This window comes from Clostridioides sp. ES-S-0010-02 (genome assembly GCA_020641055.1).
In the GTDB taxonomy this organism is placed as follows: Bacteria; Bacillota; Clostridia; order Peptostreptococcales; family Peptostreptococcaceae; genus Clostridioides.
In genome coordinates this window covers 50,627-67,625 of the sequence record CP067345.1, presented here as the reverse complement: position 1 = coordinate 67,625, position 16,999 = coordinate 50,627, and the positions used below count along the sequence as shown (strand labels likewise).

The following is a 16,999-nucleotide window of genomic DNA, read 5'->3' as shown; positions in this document are numbered from 1 at the left end:
GAGTATGGAATGGCTGCCCAAACAAATGACGGTGCAAAAACTAAAAAGAGATTCAGTTTATTTGGTTATTTAAAAGAAACTAAACAAGAATTGAAAAGAGTTACATGGCCGACAAAAAAAGAATTGTTTAAAAACACAGGTATAGTTTTAACTGTAGTTATTTCATGCACTATATTAGTATGGGGTATAGACACTATATTATCTGGTGCACTAGCGTTATTACTAAAATAGACGAAAAGAGGTAAGTTAAATGTCAGAATTACAAGAAGCAAGTTGGTATGTAGTTCATACTTATTCGGGACATGAAAATAAAGTTAAAGCTACAATAGAAAAAGCAGTTAAAACAAGAAGTATGGAAGACTGCATAAGACAAGTAGTTGTTCCAACAGAAGAGGTAGTGGAAACTACTAAAACTGGAAAAGAAAAAACTAGACAACGTAAAGTTTATCCAAGTTATGTTTTGGTTAAAATGATAATAACTGATGAATCTTGGTATGTAGTAAGAAATACTAAGGGAGTTACAGGTTTCGTTGGACCTGGTTCAAAACCAGTACCATTAAGTGAAGAAGAAGTTAAAGCTATGGGTATAGATACAACTGAACCTAAAGTAGTAAATAGTGATATTGACTTTGAAATAGGAGATACAGTAAAGGTATCTCAAGGACCATTTAGTGGACAAGTAGGAAACATAGAAGAAATTGACTTAGAAAACAGAGAAGTTAAAGTATGCATAAATGCATTTGGTAAAAGGACTCTATTTGTAATAGAGCTTGAAGGTATAGAAAAAATCTAATACTATTATTATAGAAAAATCTGAGGAGGTGCGCTCAAAATGGCTAAAAAAGTTATAGGTCAAATAAAATTACAAATACCTGCAGGAAAGGCTACTCCAGCGCCACCAGTTGGACCAGCATTAGGACAACATGGTGTTAATATAATGGGATTCACAAAAGAATTTAATGCTAAAACTGCAGATCAAGCTGGAATGATAATACCAGTTGTTATAACTGTATATCAAGATAGATCATTCAGTTTTATAACAAAAACTCCACCAGCTGCAGTTTTAATTAAAAAAGCATTAAACTTAAAATCAGGTTCTGGAGAACCAAACAAAAAGAAAGTTGCTAAAATAACTTCAGCTCAAGTAAGAGAAATAGCTGAATTAAAAATGCCTGACTTAAATGCTGCATCAGTAGAAGCTGCTATGAGTATGATAGCTGGTACTGCTAGAAGCATGGGTGTTGTAGTAGAAGACTAATTAAAAGATACACTTTTTTTTATAAAGTGGGAGGCGAAAAGCCGAGATTAACCACAAGGAGGAAAATAAAATGGCTAAAAAAGGTAAAAGATATGCAGGTGCATTACAAAAAGTAGATAGAACTAAGTTCTATGATGCATCAGAAGCATTAACATTAGTTTCAGATATAGCTGGAGCTAAATTTGACGAAACAGTAGAAGCACACATTAAATTAGGTGTTGACTCAAGACATGCTGATCAACAAGTAAGAGGTGCAGTTGTATTACCTCACGGAACTGGTAAAACTAAAAGAGTTTTAGTTTTTGCTAAAGGTGAAAAAGCTAAGGAAGCTGAACAAGCTGGTGCTGATTTTGTAGGAGCTGAAGAATTAGTTCAAAAAATACAAGGTGAAAACTGGTTTGATTTTGATATAGTAGTTGCTACTCCAGACATGATGGGTGTAGTAGGTAGATTAGGTAGAGTATTAGGACCAAAAGGTTTAATGCCAAACCCTAAATCAGGAACAGTTACATTTGATGTAGCTAAAGCTATAGATGAAATAAAAGCTGGTAAAGTTGAATACAGATTAGACAAAACTAACATAATACACGTTCCAGTAGGAAAAGTATCATTTGGTGGAGAAAAATTATCTGAAAACTTTGCTGCATTAATGGATGCTATAATAAAAGCTAAACCAGCTGCTGCTAAAGGACAATATTTAAGAAGTATAACTGTAGCTTCTTCAATGGGACCTGGAGTTAAAATAAACCCAGCAAGAACAGCTGAATAATAAAACTGTTGACACAGGTTGACAAAAATGTTATCATATCATTTGTCAATGTAAAAAAGAATAGATTTGCCGTAGATAGTGGGTGCGAAAGCTTAATATCCCACCGAGGTTTTAGATAAATTGAGATTACTAAAGCTTTTGATGTCTACTTTTGGCAACAAAAGCTTTTTATAATGTTGCGGTAAATACTAAGCCTATTTGGTGAAGGAGGTGCACATCTAGATGAGAAAAGCTATAGAAATTAAATCAGAAGTTGTTTCTGAAATAGTTGAAAAGTTACAAAAATCTTCTGCTGCCGTTGTTGTTGATTACAAAGGGTTAACAGTTGAAGAAGTAACTGAGTTAAGAAAACAAATGAGAGAAGCTGGTGTAGATTACAAAGTATATAAAAATACTTTAGTTAGAAGAGCAGCTAAAGAAGTTGGTATAGAGCAATTCAATGAAGAATTATTAATTGGTACTAATGCTATAGCATTTGGATATGATGATCCAGTTGCTCCAGCTAGAATATTAAAAGGATTCATGGATTCTCATCCAAAGATGAAATTAAAGATGGGTGTTGTAGAAGGTGTATTCTATGACGAAGCTAAGATTGTTGAAATGGCTAACATACCATCAAGAGAAGTTCTTATCGCTAAATTACTTGGTAGCTTAAAAGCTCCAATATCAAACTTTGCATACTTAATAGATGCAATAGCGAAAAAGGCAGAAGGTCAAGAAGAAGCTTAATTGCTTAACTAAAAAATTATAAATATTAATTTGAAAAGAAAATTCGGAGGTGCTAAAAATGACAATAGAACAAATATTAGAAGCTATAGAAAATATGAAAGTTTTAGAATTAAATGAATTAGTTAAAGCTGCTGAAGAAAAATTCGGCGTATCAGCTTCAGCTCCAGTAATGGTAGCTGGTGCAGCTGCTGGTGGACCAGCTGCTGAAGAAAAAACTGAGTTTGATGTAGTATTAGCTGAGGTTGGTTCTTCAAAAGTTGGAGTTATAAAAGCAGTTAGAGAAATAACAGGATTAGGATTAAAAGAAGCTAAAGAAGTAGTTGACAATGCTCCTAAGACAGTTAAAGAAGGAGCTTCTAAAGAAGAAGCTGATCAAATAAAAGAAAAATTAGAAGCTGCTGGAGCTAAAGTAGAAGTTAAGTAGTTTCTTTAAAAAGATACCCATTTGGGTATCTTTTTTTATTTATAAAAAATTGTGAATAGAATATTTCTATAAAATAAAAAAAATTTATATAATAGTATTAAATTAAGGGTATCATATAGTTTGTAATGAGATTTTAATTTAATACTATTAAAGAATATGTTTTTACTATGTTAAATACAGATGTTAAATTAAAATATAAACAATTATTGTAATGTGCATATATAAGGTGATATAATAAAAGACAAATTATATAAAACTACATATTGTTTTTAAAATTTACAAAAATACTTTAAAAATAAAATGTAATAAATAATTAATTAACAAATACAAATTTAAAATGAGTGAAATACTTCTAAAAATCGAAATATGTAGATTTTAAGAAATGCATTTAAGGAGGAGTTAATAATGGAAAAATTACAAGGTAAAGTTGCAGTGGTTACTGCAGCAACTAAAGGTATTGGATTAGCATCAGCTGAAATATTGGCACAAAATGGAGCAGTTGTATATTTAGCAGCTCGTTCAGAAGAATTGGCTAATGAAGTTATAGACAGAATAAGTGCAGAAGGCGGGTGTGCTAAGTTTGTTTATTTTAATGCTCGTGAAGAAGAAACGTTTACTTCAATGATAGAAGATGTAGTTAAAAAAGAAGGTAAGATAGATATACTTGTAAATAATTTTGGTTCGACAAATCCCTCACTTGATAAAGACCTTTTAACTGGAGATACAGATAATTTCTTTGATACAGTAAATACTAATTTAAAAAGTGTATATTTACCATGTAAAGCTGCTATTCCTCATATGATAAAGAATGGCAAGGGAAGTATAATAAATATATCTAGTATAGGTTCAGTATTGCCTGACCTATCTAGAATAGCTTATTGTGTATCAAAATCAGCAATCAACTCATTAACTCAAAATATAGCAACACAATATGCAAAAGACAATGTTAGATGTAATGCTGTACTTCCAGGCCTTATTGCAACCAAAGCTGCTTTAGATAATATGTCTCCAGAATTCATAAAGGAGTTCCTAAAGCATGTTCCTTTAAATCGTATAGGGAAACCAGAAGACATAGCAAAAGCTGTTTTATTCTATGCTAGTGATGATTCATCCTTTATAACAGGAGACTTACTTGAAGTAGCTGGAGGATTTGGTTTACCTACGCCACAGTTTGCAGATAATATATTAGGATAATTATATTACTAATATAATAGTAAAAATAAAAAACTTAATTATAGTAGAAATTCTATTTTTATAAAGACTGTAGATATAATTTATGATGGAAATAGTTTAAGATTTAAAACTCCAGATTAAATTCATTTATGGTCTTTATTTTGTATATTTAACAGCTTTTGTATAAATATAATTATTTACTAGTACTTATTTATGAAATTATAATTAAATATGGGTATGGTATTAGAATGTAACTTTTTCTAGAAAATTAAACCGATAAATGAAAAAATTGGATTTTATATTGGAGAATTGTACATAATACATAATATATGCTTAAAATAATTTACAAAAAATCAAAAATAATGCATAGTTTACATATAAGATAAAAAATATATTGAAAAATACTTGACATTATGCTAAAATTATTAGATGCGTTAGAATGAACTATTGTTTTATTTTTAATTATTGAGAGGTGAAAAGTGAATGCCACATCCTGTCACGATAGGTAAAAGAACTAGAATGAGCTTTTCTAAAATTAAGGAAATAGCTGATGTGCCAAATCTTATAGAAATTCAAGTAGATTCCTATGAGTGGTTTTTAAAAGAAGGTTTAAAAGAAGTGTTTGATGATATTTCACCAATAGAAGATTATACTGGTAATCTTATATTGGAATTTGTTGACTACTCTTTAGACGATAAACCAAAGTACGATATAGAAGAGTGTAAAGAGAGAGATGCTACATATTGTGCACCTCTAAAAGTTAAGGTAAGACTTATAAATAAAGAAACAGGTGAAATAAAAGAACAAGAAGTATTTATGGGTGACTTCCCTTTAATGACAGAAAGAGGAACTTTCGTTATAAATGGGGCAGAAAGAGTTATCGTAAGTCAATTAGTTAGATCTCCTGGTGTTTACTATGCGGAAGAGAGAGACAAAACAGGTAAGAGATTAATTTCATCTACTGTAATTCCTAATAGAGGAGCATGGTTAGAATATGAAACAGATTCTAACGATGTAATATCTGTAAGAGTTGATAGAACAAGAAAACAACCAGTTACAGTTTTACTTAGAGCTTTAGGAATAGGGACAGATGCAGAAATAATTGACCTTTTAGGAGAAGACGAAAGATTATCTGCCACATTAGAAAAAGATAATACTAAGACAGTAGAGGAAGGTCTTGTTGAGATATATAAAAAATTAAGACCAGGTGAACCACCTACTGTAGAAAGTGCATCATCTTTACTAAATGCTTTATTCTTTGATCCAAAGAGATATGATTTAGCAAAAGTTGGTAGATACAAATTTAATAAAAAGCTTGCTTTATGCTATAGAATTATGAATAGAATTTCAGCAGAAGACATAATAAATCCTGAAACAGGAGAAGTATTTGTAAAAGCTGGAGAAAAAATAAGCTATGAGTTAGCTAAAGATATACAAAATGCAGGTATAAATGTAGTAAATCTATTAATGGATGATGATAAGAAAGTTAGAGTTATAGGAAATAATTTTGTAGACATTAAGTCTCATATTGATTTTGACATAGATGATTTAAACATAAAAGAAAAAGTGCATTATCCAACATTAAAAGAAATTTTAGATGGATATAGTGATGAAGAAGAAATAAAAGAAGCTATAAAATCAAGAATTAAAGAACTTATACCAAAACATATATTATTAGACGATATAATAGCTTCAATAAGTTATGAATTCAATATCTTCTATAATATAGGAAACATTGATGATATAGACCATTTAGGAAATAGAAGAATAAGATCTGTAGGAGAATTATTACAAAACCAAGTTAGAATTGGTCTTTCAAGAATGGAAAGAGTCATAAAAGAAAGAATGACAGTTCAAGATATGGAAGCTATAACGCCTCAAGCGTTAGTTAACATAAGACCAGTTTCAGCTGCAATAAAAGAATTCTTTGGTAGTTCTCAGTTATCTCAGTTCATGGACCAAACAAATCCTTTATCTGAGTTAACACATAAGAGAAGACTATCAGCTCTTGGGCCTGGAGGTCTTTCAAGAGAAAGAGCTGGATTCGAAGTGCGTGACGTTCACCATTCACACTACGGTAGAATGTGTCCGATAGAGACTCCAGAAGGACCAAATATCGGTCTTATAAACTCTCTTGGAACTTATGCGAAAATAAATGAGTTTGGATTTATAGAATCACCATATAGAAAATTTGATAAAGTAACATCAACAGTTACTGATGAGATACATTATTTAACTGCTGATGAAGAAGATTTATTCGTAAGAGCTCAGGCAAATGAGCCATTAACAGACAATGGTAAATTCGTAAACCATAGAGTTGTTTGTAGAACTGTAAATGGTGCTGTTGAAATGGTTCCTGAAAGCAGAGTAGATTACATGGATATATCTCCTAAGCAGGTTGTATCTGTTGCCACTGCTATGATACCTTTCTTAGAAAATGATGATGCCAACCGTGCCCTTATGGGAGCGAACATGCAACGTCAGGCAGTGCCTCTAGTTAGAAGAGAAGCACCAATTATAGGAACTGGTATAGAATATAGAGCTGCAAAAGACTCTGGAGCAGTTGTTGTTGCTAGAAATTCTGGTATAGCAGAAAGAGTAACAGCAGATGAGATAATTATAAAAAGAGAAGATGGAAACAGAGATAGATATAATCTACTTAAGTTTAAACGTTCAAACTCAGGTACTTGTATAAATCAAACACCTATAATAACTAAAGGTGAGCAAATAGTGCAAGGAGATGTTATAGCAGACGGTCCAGCAACTGATTTAGGAGAAGTAGCACTTGGAAGAAACTGTCTTATAGCATTCATGACTTGGGAAGGTTATAACTACGAAGATGCCATATTAATAAATGAAAGATTAGTTAAAGAAGATAGATTATCAACAATTCATATAGAAGAATATGAATGTGAAGCTAGAGATACAAAACTAGGGCCAGAGGAAATAACTAGAGATATACCTAATGTTGGAGATAGTGCAATTAAGAACTTAGATGACAGAGGTATAATAAGAATAGGTGCAGAAGTAGATTCAGGAGATATACTAGTTGGTAAAGTAACTCCAAAAGGGGAAACTGAACTTACTGCTGAGGAAAGATTACTTCGTGCAATATTTGGTGAAAAGGCTAGAGAAGTTAGAGATACTTCACTTAAAGTACCTCATGGTGAATCTGGTATAATAGTTGATGTAAAAGTATTTACTAGAGAAAATGGAGATGATTTATCTCCAGGAGTAAATGAATTAGTAAGATGTTATATAGCTAAAAAGAGAAAAATAAAAGTTGGAGATAAAATGGCTGGTCGTCATGGGAATAAAGGGGTTATCTCAAGAATATTACCAGAAGAAGATATGCCATTTATGGAAAATGGAACTCCACTAGATATAATACTTAACCCACAAGGTATACCATCACGTATGAACATCGGTCAGGTTTTAGAGGTTCATTTAGGACTTGCTGCTAAGACTTTAGGATGGTATGTTGCAACATCAGTATTTGATGGTGCCAATGAGTATGATATAATGGATGCTCTTGAAGAAGCTGGATATCCTAGAGATGGTAAATTAACTTTATATGATGGTAGAACAGGTGAAACTTTTGATAATAGAATAACTGTTGGATATATGTACTACTTAAAACTACATCATTTAGTTGATGAAAAACTACATGCAAGAAGTACTGGACCATACTCATTAGTTACTCAACAGCCACTAGGTGGTAAAGCACAATTTGGTGGACAAAGATTTGGAGAGATGGAGGTTTGGGCTCTAGAAGCATATGGAGCTGCTCACATACTTCAAGAAATACTTACTGTTAAGTCTGATGATGTTGTAGGTCGTGTTAGAACTTACGAAGCTATAGTTAAAGGTGAAAACATACCTGAGCCAGGAATCCCAGAATCATTTAAGGTTCTTATAAAAGAACTTCAAAGTTTATGCTTAGATGTAAAAGTATTAACAGATGAAGATCAAGAAATAGAAGTAAGAGAATCTGTAGATGAAGATGACACAATAGGTGAATTTGAACTAGATGTTGTAAATAACATGGGAGAAGTTGAAGAAAGTAATATAATAGAAGAAATTGAAGATGATTTTACGGAAACCGTAGAAGATGAGGATATAGAGAATTTAGAAGAATTTGCTGAAGAAGATTTATTTGAAGAAGAAATAGACTTTGATGGTGATGACTTTGATATGTAAATTTAATTAATGTAAATCTCAAATAGAAGGGAGAGAACTCCTTGTTTGAATTAAACAATTTCGAGTCGATAAAAATAGCATTGGCTTCTCCAGAAAAAATAAGACAATGGTCTAGAGGAGAAGTTAAAAAGCCAGAAACTATAAATTACCGTACTTTAAAACCAGAAAAAGATGGTCTTTTCTGTGAAAGAATATTTGGACCACAAAAAGACTGGGAGTGCCATTGTGGTAAATATAGAAGAGTTAGATACAAAGGTGTAGTTTGTGATAGATGTGGAGTAGAAGTAACTAAATCGAAAGTAAGAAGAGAAAGAATGGGACATATAGAGCTAGCAGCTCCTATGTCTCACATCTGGTACTTTAAAGGTATACCAAGTAGAATGGGACTTTTACTTGATATGTCACCAAGATCATTGGAAAAAATACTATACTTTGCTTCATATGTAGTAGTTGATCCAGGAGAAACTGGATTGAATGAGAAGCAGTTATTGACAGAAAAAGAGTATAGAACTGCTCTTGAAAAATATGGATATACTTTTACTGTAGGTATGGGTGCTGAAGCTGTAAAGATATTGTTACAAAACATAGACTTAGAGCAACAAAGCAAAGACCTAAGAGCGGAATTAAAAGACAGTACAGGACAAAAGAAAGTTAGAACAATAAGAAGATTAGAAGTTGTAGAAGCATTTAAAAAATCTGGGAATAAACCAGAATGGATGATTTTAGATGCGATACCAGTAATACCACCAGATTTAAGACCAATGGTACAACTTGATGGTGGAAGATTTGCAACTTCAGACTTAAATGATTTATATAGAAGAGTTATAAACAGAAATAATAGACTTAAGAGATTATTAGAGCTTGGAGCTCCAGATATAATTGTAAGAAATGAAAAGAGAATGCTTCAAGAAGCAGTTGATGCATTAATAGATAATGGTAGAAGAGGTAGACCTGTAACAGGGCCTGGAAATAGACCACTTAAGTCTTTATCAGATATGTTAAAGGGTAAACAAGGTCGTTTCCGTCAAAACTTACTTGGTAAGCGTGTTGACTACTCAGGACGTTCTGTTATAGTTGTTGGACCAGAACTTAAATTCTATCAATGTGGTCTTCCAAAGAAAATGGCACTAGAACTATTTAAGCCATTTGTTATGGATAAACTAGTTAAAGAAGGATATGCACATAATATAAAAAGTGCAAAATCTATAGTAGAAAAAGTTAAGCCAGAAGTTTGGGATGTTTTAGAAGATGTTATAAAAAGCCATCCAGTTCTTCTTAACCGTGCGCCGACTCTGCATAGATTAGGTATACAAGCATTTGAACCAATCTTGGTTGAAGGTAAAGCTATAAAGCTACATCCACTTGTGTGTACAGCTTACAATGCAGACTTCGATGGTGACCAAATGGCAGTCCATGTACCTTTATCAGTAGAAGCACAAGCAGAAGCAAGATTCTTAATGCTTTCTGTAAACAACATTCTTGCTCCTAAAGATGGTTCTCCTATAACTACTCCATCTCAGGATATGGTTTTAGGTTGTTATTATCTAACAATAGAAGCACAAGATGATGCTAAAGGAACAGGAATGGTATTTAAAGACTTTAATGAGCTATTACTTGCTTATTACAATAAATCAGTTCATCTACATGCGTTAGTAAAACTAAAGGTGACTCTTGAAGATGGAAGAAGTTCATTAGTTGAAAGTACAGTTGGTAGATTTATATTTAATGAAAGCATACCTCAAGATTTAGGATTTGTAGATAGAAATGAAAACCCATTTGCTCTAGAAGTTGACTTCTTAGCAGATAAAAAATCTCTTGGTAAAATAATAGATAAGTGCTTTAGAAAACATGGAAATACAGAAACAGCGGAATTACTAGATTATATAAAATCTCTAGGATTTAAATATTCTACATTAGGTGGTATAACAGTTGCTGTTGCTGATATGAGTGTTCCAGAAGAAAAGAAAGTATTTATAGCTGAGGCAGAAGAAAAAGTTGATAAATATGAAAAAGCATACAGAAGAGGTTTAATATCTAATGAAGAAAGATATGAAAAAGTTATAGAGACATGGACAGAAACAACTGATAAGGTTACTGATGCTCTTATGGGTGGACTAGATAGATTAAACAATATATATATAATGGCACATTCAGGAGCCAGAGGTTCTAAAAACCAAATTAGACAGCTAGCAGGTATGCGTGGTCTTATGGCCAATGCATCTGGTAAAACAGTTGAGATACCAGTTAAATCTAATTTCCGTGAAGGTTTATCAGTACTTGAATACTTTACATCTTCACATGGTGCCAGAAAAGGTCTTGCCGATACAGCTATACGTACGGCTGAATCTGGATACTTAACAAGAAGACTTGTTGATGTAAGTCAGGATGTTATTGTAAGAGAAGTAGATTGCGGAACAGAAGATACTACAGAAATTTATGCTATAAAAGAAGGAAATGAAGTTATAGAAGAAATATATGATAGAATTGTAGGAAGATATACTATAGACCCTATATTAAATCCTGAAACTGGTGAAGTTATAGTTGAAGCTGATGCTATGATACAAGAAGATGAAGCAGAAACTATAGTAGATTTAGGAATTGAAAAAATTAGGATAAGAACAGTTCTTAACTGTAAAACTAATCATGGAGTTTGTTCTAAGTGCTATGGTAGAAACTTAGCTACAGGAAAAGAAGTTAATATAGGTGAAGCAGTTGGTATAATAGCAGCTCAATCTATAGGTGAGCCGGGTACTCAGCTTACAATGCGTACATTCCATACTGGAGGGGTTGCAGGAGCCGATATAACTCAAGGTCTTCCAAGGGTTGAAGAATTATTCGAAGCTAGAAAACCAAAAGGTTTAGCTGTAATAACTGAAGTATCTGGTAGAGTTGAAATAGATGAAACTGGAAAGAGAAAAGAAGTAAATGTAATACCAGAAGAAGGCGAAACTCAAACATATGTGATACCATATGGTTCTAGATTAAAAGTTAAGCAAGGACAGATATTAGAAGCTGGAGATCCTTTAACACAAGGATTTATAAATCCTCATGATATAGTAAGAGTAAAAGGTGTTAAAGGTGTTCAAGAATATATAGTTAAAGAAGTTCAAAGGGTTTATAGACTTCAAGGGGTTGATGTTAACGATAAGCATATAGAAGTTATAGTAAGACAAATGCTATCTAAAGTTAAAGTTGAAGACCCAGGAGATACAGATTTATTACCAGGTGGATATGAAGATGTATTAACATTTAATAGATGTAACGAAGAAGCTATAGCTAAAGACTTAAGACCAGCAGTTGCTAAAAGAGTATTACTTGGTATAACTAAAGCATCTCTTGCAACTGATTCATTCTTATCAGCAGCTTCATTCCAGGAAACAACAAGAGTATTAACAGAAGCTGCAATAAAAGGTAAAGAAGACCACCTAATAGGGCTTAAAGAGAATGTTATATTAGGTAAGCTAATACCAGCAGGAACAGGAATGAAGAAGTATAGAAATATAGCTGTTGAAAAAATTGAAGATTAATGGCAGATAGAGTAAAGAAATCTTGACAACCATTATTTGTGGTGTTAAAATAGTAAAGTGTGTTGTTTAAAAGTACACTAAGGGCTTATATGAGCTCTTAGTGACTTTTAAATGGCAATAAACAAGAACTAAAAGCATCAAGCTAGAAAAATGCTAATATCACATATTCATGTGTTATAGACATTAAATTGTAAGTAACAAATGTTACAATCAGTCAGTATGAGTATTCATATTGATGTAGTTGGCGGTCACTGATAAGATCGAAAATTTGGAAGGAGGTGCAGATGATGCCAACAATTAACCAATTAGTTCGTAAAAGTAGAAAAGCAGTTGAAAAGAAATCTACTGCTCCAGCATTACAAAAAGGTTACAACTCTTTAAACAAGAAAGTAACTGACGCTAGTGCTCCACAAAAAAGAGGGGTTTGTACTTCAGTAAAAACAGTTACTCCTAAGAAACCTAACTCAGCTTTAAGAAAAGTTGCCAGAGTTAGATTAACTAATGGTATAGAAGTTTCTGCTTATATACCAGGAGAAGGACATAACTTACAAGAGCATAGTGTTGTTCTTATAAGAGGCGGAAGAGTAAAAGACCTTCCAGGGGTTAGATACCATATACTAAGAGGTACTTTAGATACAGCAGGTGTTGATAAGAGAAGACAATCAAGATCTAAGTATGGTGCTAAGAAACCTAAGGACGCTAAAAAATAAAAACAATTAATGATTGATTATAGTTCGGTGCTTTAAATATATATATAGATATTTATGGCATCACGGCATTAAATAATTTATGTCGAGTACCTATGATTTAAGTTAAATAATTAAGGAGGGAAGCGAAATGCCAAGAAAAGGTAATGTTCCAAAGAGAGAAGTTTTACCAGATCCTATGTATGGGAGTAAGGTAGTTACTAAATTAATAAATAATTTAATGGTAGACGGAAAAAAAGGAAAGTCTCAAACAATAGTTTATGATGCTTTCACAGTTATTGCTGAAAAAACAGGAGAAGATGCTTTAGAAGTATTTAATAAGGCAATGGATAATATAATGCCTGTTTTAGAAGTAAAAGCAAGAAGAGTTGGTGGGGCAAACTACCAAGTACCAATCGAAGTTAGACCTGAAAGAAGACAAACATTAGGTTTAAGATGGTTAGTAAAATACACTAGAGCTCGTGGAGAAAAAGGAATGGTTGATAAATTAGCTAAAGAAATAATGGACGCAGCTAACAACACAGGAGCTTCAGTTAAGAAAAAAGAAGATACTCATAAAATGGCAGAAGCTAATAAAGCATTTGCTCATTATAGATGGTAGGATATATAGATATCTTATAAAATTGAGGATATCATAAGGAGGATAACCATGGCTAGAAAGTTTCCTTTGGAAAGAACTAGGAATATAGGAATCATGGCTCATATAGATGCAGGGAAAACTACTACTACAGAAAGAATCCTGTTTTATACTGGGCAAACTCATAAGATAGGAGAAACTCATGAAGGGGCTTCTCAAATGGACTGGATGGAGCAAGAAAAGGAAAGAGGTATAACAATAACTTCTGCCGCTACTACTGCTTCATGGAAAGACCATAGAATAAATATAATAGATACTCCTGGACACGTGGACTTCACAGTTGAAGTTGAAAGATCTCTAAGAGTTCTTGACGGTTCAGTTGCTGTATTCTGTGCAAAAGGTGGGGTTGAACCTCAATCTGAGAATGTATGGAGACAAGCTGAAACTTATGGAGTACCTAGAATAGCTTTTGTAAATAAAATGGATATATTAGGAGCAGATTTCTACAATGTTGTAAGCATGATGAAATCTAGATTAAATTCTAATGCAGTTCCTATGCAATTACCAATAGGTAAAGAAGATTCATTTATAGGTATAATAGACTTATTAAAAATGGATGCTGTTATATACAAAGACGACTTAGGTGTTGAAATGGAAGAAACAGACATACCAGAGGATATGAAAGAATTAGCTACAGAGTGGAGAGAAAAATTAGTTGAAGCAGTAGCTGAAACTGACGAAGAGTTAATGATGAAATATCTTGAAGGTGAAGAACCTACTATAGATGAACTAAAAGTTGCTATAAGAAAAGCTACTATAGCGTGTGAGATGAACCCAGTTTTCTGTGGTACAGCTTATAGAAACAAAGGTGTTCAGTTAGTAATAGATGCAGTTTTAGATTACTTACCAGCACCAACTGATATAGCAGCTATAAAAGGTATATTGGAAGATGGAGAGGAAGCTGAAAGACATTCTTCTGATGAAGAGCCATTCTCTGCATTAGCATTCAAAATAATGACTGACCCATTTGTTGGAAAACTAGCGTTCTTCAGAGTTTACTCTGGAACATTAGAATCTGGTTCTTATGTTTTAAATGCAACTAAGAATAAGAGAGAAAGAATTGGTCGTATACTACAAATGCATGCCAATACAAGAGAAGAAATAACTAAAGTTTATGCTGGAGATATAGCAGCAGCAGTAGGATTAAAAGATACTACTACTGGAGACACATTATGTGATCCTGCTAATCCAATAATACTTGAATCTATGGAATTCCCTGAGCCAGTTATATCTGTTGCTATAGAACCAAGTTCTAAAGCAGCTCAAGAAAAAATGGGTATAGCTCTTCAAAAATTAGCTGAAGAAGACCCAACTTTCACAGTTAAAACTGACCAAGAAACAGGACAAACTATAATATCTGGTATGGGTGAATTACACTTAGAGATAATAGTAGATAGATTATTAAGAGAATTTAAAGTAGAAGCCAAAGTTGGTGCTCCACAAGTTGCATATAGAGAAACTATAACTCAACCAGTTGATGTTGAATACAAGTACTCTAAGCAATCAGGTGGTAGAGGACAATATGGTCACGTTAAGATTAGAGTTGCTCCTCAAGAGCCAGGTGAAGGATACAAATTCACAAACAAAACTGTTGGTGGATCTGTACCAAAAGAATATGTTGGTCCAGTTGACATGGGTATACAAGGAGCTATGCAATCTGGTATAGTTGCTGGATATCCAGTTGTAGACGTTGCTGTTGAGTTATATGATGGTTCTTACCATGAAGTTGACTCTTCTGAAATGGCGTTCAAGATGGCTGGTTCAATGGCATTCAAAGATGCTATGAAGAAAGGTAATGCAGTTCTTTTAGAGCCTTACTTTAAAGTAGAAGTTGTTACTCCAGAAGATTACATGGGAGATGTTATGGGTGACTTAAACTCAAGAAGAGGATTAATCCAAGGAATGGAAGCAAGAAGTGGTGCACAAGTTATAAATGCATTTGTTCCACTTTCAGAAATGTTTGGATACTCTACAGACCTAAGATCTTCAACTCAAGGTCGTGCAACTTATACAATGATATTCGATCACTATGAACAAGTTCCAGCTTCAGTTGCTAAAAAGATAGCTGAAGGAAAATAATTTAAAAATTAATTAATAATATAAATATAAAAAATAATCAGCAAGACGAGACTTGTCTCGTCTTGCACAAGATAAAGGGAGGAAATTCAAAATGGCTAAAGCTAAATACGAAAGAACAAAACCTCATGTTAATATAGGGACAATAGGACACGTTGACCACGGTAAAACTACATTAACAGCAGCAATAACAAAAACATTATATGACAGATACCAATTAGGAGAAGCAGTAGATTTCGCAAACATAGATAAAGCTCCAGAAGAAAGAGAAAGAGGAATCACAATATCAACAGCACACGTTGAGTATGAAACTCCAAACAGACACTACGCACACGTTGACTGCCCAGGACATGCTGACTACGTTAAGAACATGATAACAGGAGCAGCACAAATGGACGGAGCAATATTAGTTTGTTCAGCAACAGATGGACCAATGCCACAAACAAGAGAGCATATACTATTATCAAGACAAGTTGGAGTACCATATATAGTAGTATTCTTAAACAAATGTGACATGGTAGATGATGAAGAGTTATTAGAACTAGTAGAAATGGAAGTAAGAGATTTATTAACAGAATATGATTTCCCAGGAGATGATACTCCAATAGTAAGAGGATCAGCATTAATGGCATTAGAAGATCCAAAGAGTGAGTGGGGAAATAAAATAGTAGAATTATTCGAGCAAATAGATGAATATATACCAGCACCAGAAAGAGATACTGACAAACCATTCTTAATGCCAGTAGAAGACGTATTCTCAATCACAGGAAGAGGAACAGTTGCAACAGGAAGAGTGGAAAGAGGAGTATTAAAAGTACAAGACGAAGTAGAATTAGTAGGATTAACAGAAGCACCAAGAAAAGTAGTAGTAACAGGAGTAGAAATGTTCAGAAAATTATTAGACCAAGCACAAGCAGGGGATAATATAGGAGCATTATTAAGAGGAGTACAAAGAAACGAAATAGAAAGAGGACAAGTACTAGCAAAGACTGGATCAGTAAAAGCACACACAAAATTTACTGCAGAAGTATATGTACTTAAAAAAGAAGAAGGTGGAAGACATACACCATTCTTTGATGGATATAGACCACAATTCTATTTCAGAACAACAGATGTAACAGGAGCTTGTAAGTTACCAGATGGAATAGAAATGGTAATGCCTGGAGATAACGTAACAATGGAAGTAGACTTAATAAATTCAATAGTTGTAGAAGAAGGATTAAGATTCTCAATAAGAGAAGGTGGAAGAACAGTAGCTTCAGGAGTTGTTGCTACAATAATCGAATAATCTTTTACTAAGCTAATTGATTTCATATAAAAAAAGAGGGGGTTTAACCTCTCTTTTTTGTTTTTTGTTGACAAGTAGCAATAAAGCATATATACTAAACTAGTGCCTTGAGATAGATTCATAATCAAGTTTAAGGTTATAATGTTGTAAGAGAAAATAAAATTGAAAAAAACATAAAAAAAACTTGAAAAAATGTAACAGATGATATAAA

General features: G+C 33.0%; 13 protein-coding genes and 1 other annotated feature. All 13 genes read left to right on the top strand.

Features of this window, described 5'->3' with window-relative positions:
• Positions 1-9 precede the first annotated feature (9 nt).
• The 13 genes from secE to tuf all read left to right on the top strand — a co-directional run bounded on the left by secE (position 10) and on the right by tuf (position 16,788).
• Positions 10-231 (top strand): preprotein translocase subunit SecE, encoded by a 222-nt coding sequence (gene secE, locus JJC01_00505; GenBank protein ID UDN58439.1) that lies wholly within the window; start codon positions 10-12, stop codon positions 229-231.
• A gap of 19 nt (positions 232-250) precedes the next feature.
• The gene (nusG, locus tag JJC01_00500; protein ID UDN58438.1) at positions 251-793 is read left to right on the top strand and encodes a transcription termination/antitermination factor NusG; all 543 of its coding nucleotides are present in this window, start codon (positions 251-253) and stop codon (positions 791-793) included.
• A gap of 39 nt (positions 794-832) precedes the next feature.
• Positions 833-1,258, top strand: coding sequence for a 50S ribosomal protein L11 (gene rplK, locus JJC01_00495; GenBank protein ID UDN58437.1), 426 nt, complete (start codon positions 833-835; stop codon positions 1,256-1,258).
• A 70-nt stretch (positions 1,259-1,328) separates the two neighbouring features.
• Complete coding sequence (gene rplA, locus JJC01_00490) at positions 1,329-2,027, top strand: 50S ribosomal protein L1 (GenBank protein ID UDN58436.1); 699 nt, start codon at positions 1,329-1,331, stop codon at positions 2,025-2,027.
• Between the two features lie 51 nt (positions 2,028-2,078).
• Positions 2,079-2,207, top strand: a sequence feature (ribosomal protein L10 leader region).
• Positions 2,208-2,249: 42 nt separating this feature from the next.
• Positions 2,250-2,756 carry a 50S ribosomal protein L10 gene (locus JJC01_00485; GenBank protein ID UDN58435.1) on the top strand — a complete coding sequence of 169 codons (507 nt, stop codon included), beginning with the start codon at positions 2,250-2,252 and terminating at the stop codon, positions 2,754-2,756.
• 58 nt (positions 2,757-2,814) lie between these two features.
• Positions 2,815-3,180 (top strand): 50S ribosomal protein L7/L12, encoded by a 366-nt coding sequence (gene rplL, locus JJC01_00480; protein ID UDN58434.1) that lies wholly within the window; start codon positions 2,815-2,817, stop codon positions 3,178-3,180.
• A 405-nt stretch (positions 3,181-3,585) separates the two neighbouring features.
• Positions 3,586-4,374, top strand: a complete 789-nt coding sequence (locus JJC01_00475) for an SDR family oxidoreductase (GenBank protein ID UDN58433.1) — start codon at positions 3,586-3,588, stop codon at positions 4,372-4,374.
• A 462-nt stretch (positions 4,375-4,836) separates the two neighbouring features.
• On the top strand, positions 4,837-8,553 hold the full coding sequence (rpoB, locus tag JJC01_00470; GenBank protein UDN58432.1) for a DNA-directed RNA polymerase subunit beta: 3,717 nt from the start codon (positions 4,837-4,839) through the stop codon (positions 8,551-8,553).
• 41 nt (positions 8,554-8,594) lie between these two features.
• Entirely contained in the window at positions 8,595-12,080 is a 3,486-nt protein-coding gene (rpoC, locus tag JJC01_00465; GenBank protein ID UDN58431.1) for a DNA-directed RNA polymerase subunit beta', read from the top strand.
• Between the two features lie 287 nt (positions 12,081-12,367).
• Positions 12,368-12,790 (top strand): 30S ribosomal protein S12, encoded by a 423-nt coding sequence (gene rpsL, locus JJC01_00460; protein ID UDN58430.1) that lies wholly within the window; start codon positions 12,368-12,370, stop codon positions 12,788-12,790.
• A gap of 127 nt (positions 12,791-12,917) precedes the next feature.
• Entirely contained in the window at positions 12,918-13,388 is a 471-nt protein-coding gene (gene rpsG, locus JJC01_00455; GenBank protein ID UDN58429.1) for a 30S ribosomal protein S7, read from the top strand.
• Positions 13,389-13,436: 48 nt separating this feature from the next.
• Positions 13,437-15,503, top strand: coding sequence for an elongation factor G (fusA, locus tag JJC01_00450; protein ID UDN58428.1), 2,067 nt, complete (start codon positions 13,437-13,439; stop codon positions 15,501-15,503).
• Between the two features lie 91 nt (positions 15,504-15,594).
• Positions 15,595-16,788 (top strand): elongation factor Tu, encoded by a 1,194-nt coding sequence (tuf, locus tag JJC01_00445; protein UDN58427.1) that lies wholly within the window; start codon positions 15,595-15,597, stop codon positions 16,786-16,788.
• The last annotated feature ends 211 nt before the right edge of the window (positions 16,789-16,999 follow it).